This window comes from Candidatus Litorirhabdus singularis, from assembly GCF_026262625.1.
Lineage (GTDB): Bacteria > Pseudomonadota > Gammaproteobacteria > Pseudomonadales > Halieaceae > Litorirhabdus > Litorirhabdus singularis.
In genome coordinates this window covers 677407-689777 of sequence record NZ_SHNN01000001.1, presented here as the reverse complement: position 1 = coordinate 689777, position 12371 = coordinate 677407, and the positions used below count along the sequence as shown (strand labels likewise).

Below are 12371 nucleotides of genomic sequence, written 5' to 3'. Positions count from 1 at the left end.
TGATTCTTCTATAATGCAGCGGTTTCCTCCGCCCGGAGGGAATCTGATTGGAGATAGGCATGGCCGAGCGTACGGCAACAGTGACTCGTGACACCCTCGAGACCCAGATAACCGTGAGCGTTAACCTCGACGGCACGGGTGCAGTGGAGTTTGATACCGGTATTCCGTTCCTTGAGCATATGATGGATCAGATTGCTCGCCATGGTCTTATCGACATTAGCGTCAAGGCCGTGGGGGACCTGCATATTGATGACCACCACACCGTGGAAGATATCGGTATTACGCTGGGTCTGGCGGTGGCGCAGGCGCTGGGTGATAAAACTGGTATTGTTCGTTATGGCCACGCTTACGTGCCGCTGGACGAGGCTTTGTCTCGCGTAGTAATTGATTTTTCCGGTCGTCCCGGTCTGGAGTTCCACGTGCCTTTTACCCGTGGCCAGGTAGGCGGCTTTGATGTCGACTTGTTCCATGAGTTCTTTCAGGGCTTTATCAATCATGCTCAGGTGACTCTGCATGTGGACAATCTGCGCGGTGAGAATACACACCATCAGGCCGAAACTGTGTTTAAGGCGTTTGGCCGTGCCCTGCGTATGGCCCTGTCTGCAGACCCGCGGATGGCTGGTCAGATGCCGTCTACCAAGGGCGTTCTATAAGCTCACGACACTCGCTACATTTGTTACCATAGCCGGAAGGGTATTTGCATGACCACTGACGTTATTGCCGTTATTGACTATGGCATGGGCAATTTGCATTCTGTGGAGAGTGCCCTGCAGCACGTGGGCGGTGCTCACGTGGTGGTTACCCATGACCACAATGTAATCCGAGACGCCGATCGGGTAGTTTTCCCTGGAGTGGGCGCGATGCGCGACTGCATGTCCGAAATCAAGCGGCTGCACTGCGATGAAATGCTGATCGCTGCGCTGCAAGAACAACACCGTCCGGTGTTGGCAATTTGCGTCGGATTACAGGCGTTAATGAGCCACAGCGAAGAAAATGGCGGAGTCGATTGTCTGGATATTGTGCCCGGTCGAGTGCAGTTTTTTGGTGATCCCCTGCTTGCTGCTGACGGAGAAAGATTGAAAGTTCCGCATATGGGCTGGAATCAGGTGCACCAAACTAGTGAGCACCCGCTATGGTTTGGCATTGAACAAGACACTCGTTTTTATTTTGTGCACAGCTATTATGTACATGCACAGCAACGTGAACTGGTAGCCGCTACTGCAGACTATGGGGTGTCCATTGATGCAGCTCTGGCGCGTGACAATTTGTTCGCCGTGCAGTTTCACCCAGAGAAGAGTCATACTGCTGGATTGCAGTTACTAAAGAATTTTGTGTCCTGGACGGGCAAGGAAGGGTAGAACCATGTTGATCATTCCCGCGATAGATTTAAAAGATGGCCACTGTGTGCGCCTGCGGCAGGGTCTGATGAACGAGTCTACGGTGTTTTCCGAGGACCCGGTTGCCATGGCTCGCAAGTGGGTAGATGCCGGGGCCAGGCGTTTGCATTTGGTAGACCTCAATGGCGCGTTTGCCGGTGAGCCAGTTAACGGCGATGTGGTCAATGCCATAGCACAGGCGTTCCCGGACCTACCGATCCAGATTGGCGGTGGTGTGCGTGATCTGGCGACTATTGAAAAGTATCTTAAGGCCGGAGTCAGTTACGTGATTCTGGGCACCAAAGCCGTCAAGGAGCCACGCTTTGTGGCCGAGGCCTGTAAGGCGTTTCCGGATCGGATTATCGTCGGGTTGGATGCCAAAGATGGCAACGTGGCCACCGATGGCTGGGCTGAGGTATCGCATTTTAAGGCGACGGATCTTGCCGAGCGTTTTGAAGGCGATGGAGTCAGCGCCATTATTTATACCGACATAGCGCGCGATGGCATGATGCAGGGTGTGAATGTTGAGGCCACTCTGGCCATGGCTAAAGCCTCTTCTATTCCAGTTATTGCCTCCGGCGGCATAACCACCATTAATGACGTTCGTGGTCTCGCCGCACATGCCAGCGATGGCATCTTTGGGGCGATCACCGGTCGCGCGATATACGAAGGAACGCTCGACCTGACCGAAGCCCAGTCGATGGCAGATACCTGGTCGATGGCGGCCGGCGGCCTGACCTGATGGGGCTGGCAAAACGTATTATTCCGTGCCTGGATGTTGAAGCTGGGCGGGTGGTTAAGGGTGTTAACTTCGTCGATATCCGTGATGCGGGTGACCCGGTGGAAATTGCCAAGCGGTATAACGAGCAGGGCGCCGATGAGATAACCTTTCTCGATATTACTGCCAGCCATGAAGGCCGCGATACCACCGTGCATACGGTGGAGCAAATCGCCCGCGAAGTATTTATTCCGCTGACGGTAGGCGGGGGCATTCGCAAGCTTGAAGATATCCGTCAGATGCTTAACGCCGGTGCCGATAAGGTCAGTATTAACACAGCCGCTATTCACAATCCCGAGCTGGTGCAGCAAGCCGCTGAACGTTTTGGCTCGCAGTGTATCGTGGTCGCCATAGACGCCAAGCGGGTAGATGACGTGGATGGCGCGCCGCGCTGGGAGATATTTACCCACGGCGGGCGCAAGCCAACGGGTATTGATGCGGTGGCCTGGGCAAAAAAAATGGCGGCACTGGGGGCTGGCGAAATATTGCTGACCAGCATGGATCGTGATGGCACCCGTAACGGCTTTGAATTAGGCGTTACCCGGGCCATTACTGACGCTGTTTCAATACCGGTTATCGCTTCTGGTGGGGTGGGTAGTCTTGACCATCTGGTAGAAGGCGTCACCAAGGGCGGCGCCGACGCAGTGCTAGCCGCCAGCATTTTCCATTTTGGTGAATATTCGGTACCCGAGGCGAAGCGTTACATGGCTGAGCGTGGTATCGAGGTGCGGCTATAGCTTACGGTTGCTCAGTGTGATTCTCATTAGAGGGTAAGCGACTATAGTTGTAACGTTCAGTATGCAGGGCCTCTGAGATCCACAGTAGCTGATAGCCACGTGCTTCAAGTTCCGGCAGTACCTGTTGCAGGTAGTCCAGTGTGTTGCTGTGAGGATGGCCTATCGCGACGGCGATGCCTTGTTCCCGTCCGCGACGCAAGAATTCCTCGAAGCGCTCGGCAATAGCCTCGGGGCTGCGATCATTATCGAGAAAGACCTGACGTGACAGCACCGGTATGCGGTGTTGCCTGGCGGTAGCCGCCGCTACGGTATTAACACTGGTGCGGCTATCCACGAAATACAGACCTCGCGCGTCCAGTTCTTCCATTAGCCAGCTCATGGGTTCAACCTGTTCAGTCAGAGCACTACCCATATGATTGCTGACGCCGCGCACGTGCGGCGTACTGCGCAGAGACTCTGCCAGCGTGGCCCTGAAGTCCAGCTCAGTCATGGCGCTGGTGAGTGCGCCGGGACCCAGATGGTGATTGTCTACCGTACTCATGGGAGCGTGCAGTAGGACTTCTTTGCCTGCTGCGCTCGCCATATTGGCAATGGTAGTGGCGTTGCTGGTGTGTGGCAAAATAGCTAGATTAATGCGGCCGGGTAGTTGCAGAGCACGCAGATCGCGCTGCCGATGATTGCCGACGTCGTCGATGATTAACACCAACTGCACAACGGCTGGTGTCTCGGCAACGCCCGGGAGCGTTACGGCCAACATCAGGGCTAGTAACAGCCTTTGGATACAGGTGGTTCGCAAGTGGCGCTACAGGGTTTTGGTGTCGGTGTTGTTGAAGCCCAGAATATGTAAACCCTTGAGCAGTGTAAGCGCTTCATAGAGTTGATTGTCTCGACTTAACAGCGCATTGAGTGTGCGTTTGGGCGGAGTCTTGTCCGCTGTTTCGGAGTCGTCTTCGGACTTGTCATTGGCATTGTCCAGGCGCCCGGCCAGGTCGGCCTCTGAGACACGTGGTGGCAGATTTTCATAAGCGGTGACCTTGGCTCTTTCCACCTCAATATCAGGAGTGATGCCCTGCGCCTGAATCGAACGACCATTGGGGGTGAAGTAGAGAGCGGTGGTCAGCTTGATGGCACGCTCTTCGCTGAGCGGCAAAATAGTTTGTACTGAGCCCTTACCAAAACTTTCGGTGCCCATGATGACTGCCCGCCGATGATCCTGCAGCGCGCCGGCGACGATTTCTGAGGCCGATGCCGAGCCGCCATTGATCAATACCACAATCGGTGCGCCGCTGGTGGTGTCATTGGGCGTAGCGTTATAGCGCGTCTGTGCATCATCGAGGCGGCCCTCGGTATAGACCACGGTGCCGCCATCAAGAAAATGGTCGGCTACGGTAACGCTGGCGCGCAACACACCGCCCGGGTTGTTGCGCAAGTCCAGCACTATGCCCTTGAGGGCCTGCTCTTGCTGGAGCTTTTCCAGTGCCTTGCCGACGTCTTCGCCGGTATTTTTCTGAAACTGTGCGATCCTGACGTAGGCGTAACCGGGCTCCAGCCAGCGCTGGCGCACACTAAGCAGAGGTATGAGGTCGCGAACCAAGGTGACACTGAAGGGTTTATTGAGGCCCTCACGGGCGATAGTCAGTTCTATACTGGAACCCGTAGGGCCCCGCATCAGGTCTATCGCTTGATTCAGTGACATACCTTTCACAGGTTGGTTGTCGAGCTTGAGAATAATATCGCCGCTTTCGAGTCCGGCGCGTTGTGCCGGTGTGTCGTCAATGGGCGAGACAACTTTCACGTAGCCGTTTTCCATGCCGACTTCCAGGCCGAGCCCGCTGAATTCGCCACTGGTATTGGTTTGCAGGTCTTCAAAGTCGTCTGCACTAAGATAGGCGGAATGCGGGTCCAGCCCGACTAACATGCCCCGAATAGCATGCTCGAGTAGTGTTTTGTCATCGATCTCTTCGACGTAGGCGACTCGAATCTGGTTGAAAACATCTGCGAAGGTGCGTAATTCATCCAACGGCAGGCTGCCAGCATCGGCTTCGGGCGAGGTATCTGCCGCCGCGCTTAAAGGCAGACTATGCAGGCTGGCGCTGGCCAGCAAAACCAGCGCCGTGCGCCGGATGAGTAATGAAACTAGTGTCATGCGGTGGAACCCTTGTGCGAGTCTTCACAGTGTACCCTAGTTGGCTGCGATGGTGATGTGACCGAGGCCGCTGTTTCTGGTCATGATCGCTACATTATAGGTGTTAATTATCCGGGGTAAGGCCAGGCAGGATCTGTGCGAAACGGGTGGGTTTAGCCATCGCGCAGCCAGGGGCCGGGATTGGTCGGTTTACCCTGTTGGCGAATTTCAAAGTATAGAGCGGCCTGCTGACGCCCACCGCTGTTGCCCACGGTGGCGATTTCAGCGCCCGGTGCTACCCATTCGCCGACATCGCGTAATAGCGTCTGGTTGTGCGCATAAAGGCTCATGTAACCGTCTCCATGATCAATAATAAGCAGTAGCCCGGAGCCGCGAAACCAGTCCGCGAATACCACCCGCCCGTAATGTATGGCGCTGACCGGGCTGCCCTCTGGGGCAGGAATCATTAGGCCCTGCCAGCGCAGGCTGCCGCTGCGACTACTGCCGAAGCGATTTTGTGGTTTACCGGTAATAGGCCAGATCAGTTGACCCTTGAGCTCGGCAAAGCCCTGGTAGCTTGCTGGTGTGTCCAGATCCGCTACCGCCGCTTCAATGACCTCCAGCAATTGCTCTAGCTGGCTCCTGTCGGCATTCAGCTTCTGTAGCTGAGCGTCTTTTGACTGAATGCCAGCGTTGAGCGAAGCCAGGTCTTGCTCGCGCTGGCGCTGACCGAGTAGCAGATCGCCGCGCTGCTGGTCGAGCATCTTTTGGGTGGCAGCCAGCCGCTCTGCGGTGCTCGCTATCTCCGGTTCCAATTGGTTGATGCGCTCTATGGTCTCCAGATAGCTCGCGATGTGTTCCTTGCGCGCCCGGTAGAAGTATTCGTAGTAGGCCATGTTGCGGGCCAGCGTGTCGGGTTGTTCTTGATTGAGCAGTATTTTGAGCTGGCCTTGACGGCCCATCTGGTAGGCGGTTTTCAGTTCGCGCCGAATTAGCTGTTCCTGCTCGCCGCGAGCGATTTCCAGGTCGCCGCGCTGCAGTTGCAGCGCGGCGAGTCGATTGGTGGTTTGTTTCAGCTCGCTTCTGGTGCGCTGGATATCGGATTGTAGGCGGGCAATGCTGCGTTCAGACACTTGCAAGGCATCCTGCAGCGAGCCGCGGGTGCGAAGATCCTGTTGCAGCTGCACATTGAGCTGCTCGATAGCTTGTTCCAGTTGTCCCAGTTTTTCCCGGGCATCGGATTCTTCATCGGCCAAGGCGGGCGGGTTTAGTAGAGCCAGCGCCAGCAGCGCGGCGCCAGCCAGACTGCAAAGGCGCGATGGCGTCGGCATCAGGCCAACGTGAGCAGCTGTTTGCCGGTCATTTCTGACGGCTGCGGGACCTTCAGCAGTTGCAGCAGACTGGGAGCTACATCGGCCAGTACACCGGGTGCACCATTGAAGCTTGCATCGCGATTGCCCACATATACAAGGGGTACCAGCTCGGTCGTATGCTGGGTATGGTTCTGTCCCGAATCGTAGTCGATCATTTGTTCGCAGTTACCGTGGTCGGCGGTAATCAAGGCTTCGCTGCCACTCGTCAGCAGTGCTTTTTCCAACCGCCCAAGGCAGGTATCGAGGGCCTCGACGGCGGCCATTGCAGCGTTATAGTTGCCCGTATGGCCGACCATATCGCCGTTGGCGTAATTACACACGATGAGGTCATACTGCTGTGACTCGACCGCTGCTATCAGCTTGTCGGTGAGTTCCGGTGCGCTCATTTCCGGCTGTAAATCATAGGTGGCGACATCTGGAGATGGCACCAAAATGCGAGTTTCTCCCGCATACTCCTGTTCGCGACCACCGCTGAAGAAGAAAGTGACATGGGCGTATTTTTCAGTTTCAGCTATGCGCAGCTGGGTTTTGCCGCTCTGTGAGAGAACGTCAGGTAAAACATTGGTCAAGCTGGAGGGCGGGTAGGCGCAGCTGGCATCCAGGTCGGCGGCATATTCCGTTGTCATTACAAAATCTGCCAACTTAGGCTGTTTTTTGCGCTCAAACTGGGTGAAACCATCCTCCACAAAGGCGCGTGTTAATTGCCTGGCGCGATCCGCGCGAAAATTCATGAACAGCACGCAGTCGCCATCTTCCACCGTTGCAGCTGTTTCATCGCTGCCTGCTATAATCGTGGCTTTGACAAATTCGTCATTCTCACCGCGCTGGTAGGCCTGCTCCAGGCCAGCACTGGCACTGGCGGCCTTATAGGGGGCGGTACCGTTGGTCAGTAGGTCCCAGGCCTGCTCAACGCGCTCCCAGCGATTGTCCCGGTCCATGGCATAGTAGCGCCCTATAATAGAGGCTACCCGGCCGCAGCCCAGCTCGGCAAACTGTGACTCCATGGCGGCAATGCATGGCAGAGCGCTGCGCGGAGGGGTATCGCGCCCATCCAGGAAGGCGTGCAGATAGACTTTAGTGGCGCCGCGCTGATGTGCCAGTGCTATGGCTGCCTGAATGTGGCGTTGATGACTGTGAACGCCGCCTTCCGAGAGCAGGCCGAATATATGCACAGCGCCGCCATTGTCGATAGCCTGGTCAATGGCGCTGTTGTAGGCGGTGTTTTCGTTGAAGCTACCATCGTTGATAGCAGCGTCGATACGGGTCATGTTTTGGTACACCACGCGTCCCGCACCCAGGCTCATATGGCCTACTTCGGAATTGCCCATTTGACCGTCAGGCAGCCCCACATCGAGCCCGGAGCCTGACAACAGCGTGTGTGGCCGCTGTTGCCACCAGCGGTCCCAGACCGGGGTGTTGGCATTGGCTATGGCGTTATCGCGGGTTTCTTCGCGGTAACCCCAGCCATCGAGAATAACCAGTAAAACGGTATGCTTGGAAGTGTCGTTCATGGATACGGTGCGCAGCTGTGTGGCTTAACAAGCAGGCGATTCTAACCTGTATCGACGTTAAGTTCACGGTTGGGTGCGTTTTCACTGGCACCAAGACACTGTATACTTGCCGCCTTTTTGAGGGTCAGCAGGTCTGCCCCCACGACTCGGTACTGACACAGATGGCTTTGTTCCTGGAATTTTTGTCGCAACAGTGGATTACGGTTGCCGCACTGGCGGTGGCCGTCGGCTTGCTGCTGAATCACGAGTCCCGCAAGTCGGGCAAGAGCCTGTCACCGCAGCAGGCCATTAATATGGTCAATGCAGAGGACGGGCTGTTTTTAGATCTGCGTGACAGCGCTGATTATGAGCGCGGCCATATTGTAGAGGCTCTGAATATTCCCTCGGCCAAGCTAGACCAGCGTATCGCTGAGCTAGAGAGCTACCGCGAGCGCCCGGTGATTCTGGTGTGCAAGCTGGGACAACAATCTGGGGCGGCGGGTAAAAAATTGGGTGCGGCAGGCTACACCAAAGTCTATCGCATGACGGGAGGAATGATGGAGTGGGGCAATTTGCAGTTGCCGCTGGTGAAGTGATGACACAACCTGCGGTTACCATGTATACCACGCGTTATTGTCCCTACTGCATCCGGGCACGACAGTTGCTGGACTCCAAGGGCGTGGTCTATGAAGACCTTGTCGTCGATGCTAATCCAGAGCTGCGCCAAACCATGATGGCGGCTAGCGGTCAGCGCACGGTGCCCCAGATTTGGGTAGGCGAAACCCACGTCGGTGGGTTCGATGATCTTTACTTGCTGGAGCGACAGGGTGAACTTGATACCTTGCTGCATTCAGCTTCTACAATACAACGTTAACGGGAAAAGGTTATGGCAGAAGAAGAAGTCACTGGAACTGAGCAGGCGCAGGCGCCACAGCAGCAGTTTGTCATGCAAAGGGTTTATTTACGCGATTTGTCGTTTGAGTCGCCCGCTGCCCCTGAAGTATTTCGGCAGGAATGGAAGCCGAAAATGAACGTGGACCTGAATACCAAGAGCAACCTGGTTTCCGGTAACGATTACGAAGTAGTTTTGACGATCACCGTTACTGCCACTGTGGACGAGAAGACCGCTTTCCTGATTGAAGTACATCAGGCCGGAATCTTCTTGATTCAAGGAATTGAGGGCGATGATTTACGCCGTATATTGGCAACAGTATGCCCCAATATGCTGTTTCCTTACGTGCGTGAAACTATTGATAGTATTGCGGTTAAAGGCACCTTCCCGGCGCTGATGCTGGCCCCGGTCAATTTTGATGCTTTGTTCCAGCAAGCGGTACAACAAGCCCAGGCCAAGGCGGCCGAAGCTGGCGGCGAAGAGTCAGAATCGAAGCACTAAACGCTGTTCCCGGCGCCGGCAAAATCGTGCTGGCGCCACGCTTCTAGTAGCACCACCGCGGCACTGTTCGATAAGTTCAGGCTGCGGCTATGCGCCATCATGGGTATACGAATACACTGCTGCAGCCCCAATTCGGTAAGAATTTCGCCAGGCAGGCCGCGAGTTTCAGGACCGAACAGAAAAATATCATCTGCGGTGTACTGCACATCACTGTGAGCCTGCGTGGCTTTGGTAGTCGCTGCATAAATCTTGCCACGGTTGCCTATGCTGGTCTTGAACTCGGTCCAGGAGTCGTGCATCTGCACGCTGGCCCATTCTGAATAATCCAGACCCGCGCGGCGCAGACGCTTGTCGTCCATCTCGAACCCCAACGGTTTTATCAGGTGCAGCGGCGTGCCTGTGTTGGCGCACAGTCTAATAATATTGCCGGTGTTGGGTGGAATTTCCGGCTGGTAAAGAGCTAGTTGAAACACTGTCGGGCGCGCTTAGCGCATGTCCAGTTCTTTCATTTTGCGGGTTAGCGTATTTCGGCCCCAGCCCAGCAGCACCGCGGCGTCGCGCTTGCGCCCGTGACTTTGCTGCAGCGCCGCCTCAATCATGACCTGCTCAAATTCAGGCAACGCGTTTTCCAGTAGGTGATGCTCACCGTTGGCGAGGCGCTCGCTAGCCCAGACGCGCAGCGCATCCTGCCAGCTTGTTGCTGGCGTTATGGTCTGAGCTTCGGTGACCTGACCCAGCTCTGGTGGCAGGTCGCTCAGGTGCACTTCGCGTCCGGATGCCATGACGGTAATCCAGCGGCAGGTGTTTTCAAGTTGTCTGACGTTGCCGGGCCATTCCAGCTGACACAGGTATGCTTGTGTCTCCGGTAGCAGGATCTTGGGTTCTACGTTCAGTTCCTCACCGGCCTGTTGGAAAAAATGCTGCATCAGTTTGGGAATATCTTCACGCCTTTCCGACAGACAGGGGATGTGGATGCGAATCACGTTAAGTCGATGGAACAAGTCTTCACGGAAGCTGTGTTGCTGCACCAACTGTTCCAGGTTCTGGTGTGTTGCGGCGATGATCCGCACGTCCACCTGAATAGGGGTATGGCCGCCGACCCGGTAAAACTCGCCGTCAGCTAGAACCCTCAGCAAGCGGGTTTGCGTCTCCGCTGGCATATCGCCAATCTCGTCGAGGAACAGGGTGCCACCGTCAGCCTGCTCAAACCGCCCGCGGCGCTGCGTGTTGGCTCCGGTAAATGCACCTTTTTCATGGCCAAATAGCTCTGACTCCATCAAGTCACGGGGTATAGCCGCCATATTCAGGGCGATAAACGGTGCGTCGGAGCGCGGGCTATGCCGGTGCAGGGCTCTGGCAACCAGCTCCTTGCCGGTGCCTGACTCGCCGTTTATGAGTACGGTAATACTGGAGTGGGCGAGACGGCCGATGGCGCGAAAGACTTCCTGCATAGCCGGTGCTTCACCGATGATCTCGGTGGCCTCCGGTAGCTCTGGACTGGGGCTGATGCCAGACCGCTCCTGTGCCTGCGCCAGGGCGCGTCCTGCGACAGCGACTACCTCATCAATATCGAAGGGTTTGGGGAGATATTCAAACGCACCTTTTTGGTAGGAGGCGACGGCGCTCTCCAGATCTGAGTGCGCGGTAGTGATAATCACCGGCAGGTCGGGGTACTGCTCGTGGACTCGGGACAGTAGTCCGAGTCCGTCCATACCGGGCATGCGAATGTCACTAATGATGGCGTCGGGTAATTCGTGCTCTAGCTGCAGCAGAAGGTCTTCTGCTTGCTCGAAGCTTTGGACGTTCAGATCGGCCTGGCTGAGAGCGCGTTCCAGCACCCAGCGTATGGACTTATCATCGTCTACCACCCAGACACTATTATTCATCGGCATGTTTGTTTCCCAAAGGTATGTAGATAGAAAAAATGGTACGACCCGGTTCGGTCTGGCACTCAATGATGCCGTCGTGTTGGTTAATGATTGACTGGCTGATCGACAGGCCGAGTCCGGTGCCGTCGCTCTTACCGCTTACCATCGGCACAAAAATCGAGTTTTCCAGCTCTTCTGGAATTCCGGGCCCGTTGTCTTCGATATCAACCCGGCACACAAGGCGATGTCGCTTGGTGCCGATAGTGAACTGGCGCTGGATGCGCGTACTCAGGTTAATCCTGCGCGGACCCGCATTGGCAGCTGTCGCCTGCATGGCGTTGCGTACAATGTTTAAAAGCGCCTGCACCAACTGGGCCCGATCTGCACAAATATCGGGCAGGCTGGGGTCGTAGTCGCGGGTCACGATAATACTGTCGCCTACCTCTGCCTCTAATAAGCTGCGCACATGCTCCAGTACTGCATGCACATTGATCATCCTTGGCTGTGGTCGCTGATTGGGCCCGAGCATGGTGTCGACCAGATCACGCAGGCGATCCGATTCGGCGATGATAATCTGGGTGTACTCTTCCAGCGCCGGATCCTCAAGCTCTCGGGCAAGCAGTTGCGCGGCGCCACGTACACCACCCAACGGGTTCTTGATTTCATGCGCGAGGCCACGAATCATGGCCCGGCTCGACTGCTGCGAAGACAGCAGGCCTTCTTCACGGCTGATCCGCAGCAGGCGGTCAACTACCTGCAACTCCAGCAGCAGGCCAACGTAATCGCCGCTCTCATCATCAAAGGGTGTCACCATCAGGTCGACATTGAGCTCGTGCCCGCTAGCCAGTTTTAAATGTAACCCCCGGTTAGTATGAGGGCTGCTGTCGCGCATGGCGGTACCCAGTTCCTCATGCAGCTGCGGATTGTCGGGCAGTAATTGTGCCAACGGGGCCTGGAGCGCGCGGCCGGCACTGATTTCCAGCAGCATCTGGGCGGAGGCGTTGAGGTAGCGCACCTGCATCTGGGTATCCACCAGAATAATTGCCGTGCTCAGCGTATCGAGGACGGACTGCGGCAATGGGTTGGAAGGTGCACCCACGTCAGTATTTGTCGGAGAGTATTTCGTCATTACCATGCACTCTAAGCAAAAATAGCGCCAGACTTGTTGTTACGCACGAAAAAAAGGCGATTTACTGTGATTTCGGGCTTTTGAAGTAAGTAAGTGCTTACT

General features: G+C 55.9%; 14 protein-coding genes. 7 read left to right on the top strand and 7 right to left on the bottom strand.

Features of this window, described 5'->3' with window-relative positions; translation table 11 throughout:
* The first annotated feature begins 59 nt into the window (after nucleotides 1-59).
* The 4 genes from hisB to hisF are packed head-to-tail and all read left to right on the top strand — an operon-like array spanning nucleotide 60 to nucleotide 2891.
* On the top strand, nucleotides 60-653 hold the full coding sequence (gene hisB / locus EYC98_RS03060) for an imidazoleglycerol-phosphate dehydratase HisB (protein ID WP_279243833.1): 594 nt from the start codon (nucleotides 60-62) through the stop codon (nucleotides 651-653).
* A 48-nt stretch (nucleotides 654-701) separates the two neighbouring features.
* Nucleotides 702-1358, top strand: coding sequence for an imidazole glycerol phosphate synthase subunit HisH (hisH, locus tag EYC98_RS03055; protein ID WP_279243832.1), 657 nt, complete (start codon nucleotides 702-704; stop codon nucleotides 1356-1358).
* Between the two features lie 4 nt (nucleotides 1359-1362).
* The gene (gene hisA / locus EYC98_RS03050) at nucleotides 1363-2118 is read left to right on the top strand and encodes a 1-(5-phosphoribosyl)-5-[(5-phosphoribosylamino)methylideneamino]imidazole-4-carboxamide isomerase (RefSeq protein ID WP_279243831.1); all 756 of its coding nucleotides are present in this window, start codon (nucleotides 1363-1365) and stop codon (nucleotides 2116-2118) included.
* On the top strand, nucleotides 2118-2891 hold the full coding sequence (gene hisF / locus EYC98_RS03045; RefSeq protein WP_279243830.1) for an imidazole glycerol phosphate synthase subunit HisF: 774 nt from the start codon (nucleotides 2118-2120) through the stop codon (nucleotides 2889-2891). Before hisA ends, hisF begins: the two co-directional genes overlap by 1 nt.
* A gap of 1 nt (nucleotide 2892) precedes the next feature.
* Here the strand turns inward: hisF and EYC98_RS03040 are convergent, their stop codons facing one another.
* The 4 genes from EYC98_RS03040 to gpmI all read right to left on the bottom strand — a co-directional run bounded on the left by EYC98_RS03040 (nucleotide 2893) and on the right by gpmI (nucleotide 7900).
* Nucleotides 2893-3648 (bottom strand): divergent polysaccharide deacetylase family protein, encoded by a 756-nt coding sequence (locus EYC98_RS03040; protein WP_279243829.1) that lies wholly within the window; start codon nucleotides 3646-3648, stop codon nucleotides 2893-2895.
* 45 nt (nucleotides 3649-3693) lie between these two features.
* Entirely contained in the window at nucleotides 3694-5037 is a 1344-nt protein-coding gene (locus EYC98_RS03035) for a S41 family peptidase (protein ID WP_279243828.1), read from the bottom strand.
* 152 nt (nucleotides 5038-5189) lie between these two features.
* A complete protein-coding gene (locus EYC98_RS03030; RefSeq protein ID WP_279243827.1) occupies nucleotides 5190-6347 on the bottom strand; it encodes a murein hydrolase activator EnvC family protein in 1158 nt (385 codons plus the stop codon).
* Entirely contained in the window at nucleotides 6347-7900 is a 1554-nt protein-coding gene (gene gpmI / locus EYC98_RS03025) for a 2,3-bisphosphoglycerate-independent phosphoglycerate mutase (protein WP_279243826.1), read from the bottom strand. The genes EYC98_RS03030 and gpmI overlap by 1 nt, the downstream gene beginning before the upstream one ends.
* 17 nt (nucleotides 7901-7917) lie before the next feature.
* On the opposite strand from gpmI, the gene EYC98_RS03020 reads away from it, so the two are divergent.
* The 3 genes from EYC98_RS03020 to secB are packed head-to-tail and all read left to right on the top strand — an operon-like array spanning nucleotide 7918 to nucleotide 9272.
* Nucleotides 7918-8475, top strand: a complete 558-nt coding sequence (locus EYC98_RS03020; RefSeq protein ID WP_320415537.1) for a rhodanese-like domain-containing protein — start codon at nucleotides 7918-7920, stop codon at nucleotides 8473-8475.
* 20 nt (nucleotides 8476-8495) lie between these two features.
* Nucleotides 8496-8753 (top strand): glutaredoxin 3, encoded by a 258-nt coding sequence (gene grxC / locus EYC98_RS03015; protein ID WP_420887165.1) that lies wholly within the window; start codon nucleotides 8496-8498, stop codon nucleotides 8751-8753.
* A gap of 12 nt (nucleotides 8754-8765) precedes the next feature.
* The gene (gene secB, locus EYC98_RS03010; protein WP_279243825.1) at nucleotides 8766-9272 is read left to right on the top strand and encodes a protein-export chaperone SecB; all 507 of its coding nucleotides are present in this window, start codon (nucleotides 8766-8768) and stop codon (nucleotides 9270-9272) included.
* Here secB and trmL read toward each other — a convergent pair.
* From trmL to glnL, 3 genes are read right to left on the bottom strand one after another with little or no spacing between them, the layout of a single operon-like run.
* Nucleotides 9269-9745, bottom strand: coding sequence for a tRNA (uridine(34)/cytosine(34)/5-carboxymethylaminomethyluridine(34)-2'-O)-methyltransferase TrmL (gene trmL, locus EYC98_RS03005; RefSeq protein ID WP_279243824.1), 477 nt, complete (start codon nucleotides 9743-9745; stop codon nucleotides 9269-9271). The genes secB and trmL overlap by 4 nt on opposite strands.
* A 12-nt stretch (nucleotides 9746-9757) precedes the next feature.
* Complete coding sequence (gene ntrC / locus EYC98_RS03000; protein WP_279243823.1) at nucleotides 9758-11164, bottom strand: nitrogen regulation protein NR(I); 1407 nt, start codon at nucleotides 11162-11164, stop codon at nucleotides 9758-9760.
* Nucleotides 11151-12269, bottom strand: coding sequence for a nitrogen regulation protein NR(II) (glnL, locus tag EYC98_RS02995; RefSeq protein WP_279243822.1), 1119 nt, complete (start codon nucleotides 12267-12269; stop codon nucleotides 11151-11153). Before glnL ends, ntrC begins: the two co-directional genes overlap by 14 nt.
* Nucleotides 12270-12371: the final 102 nt, after the last annotated feature.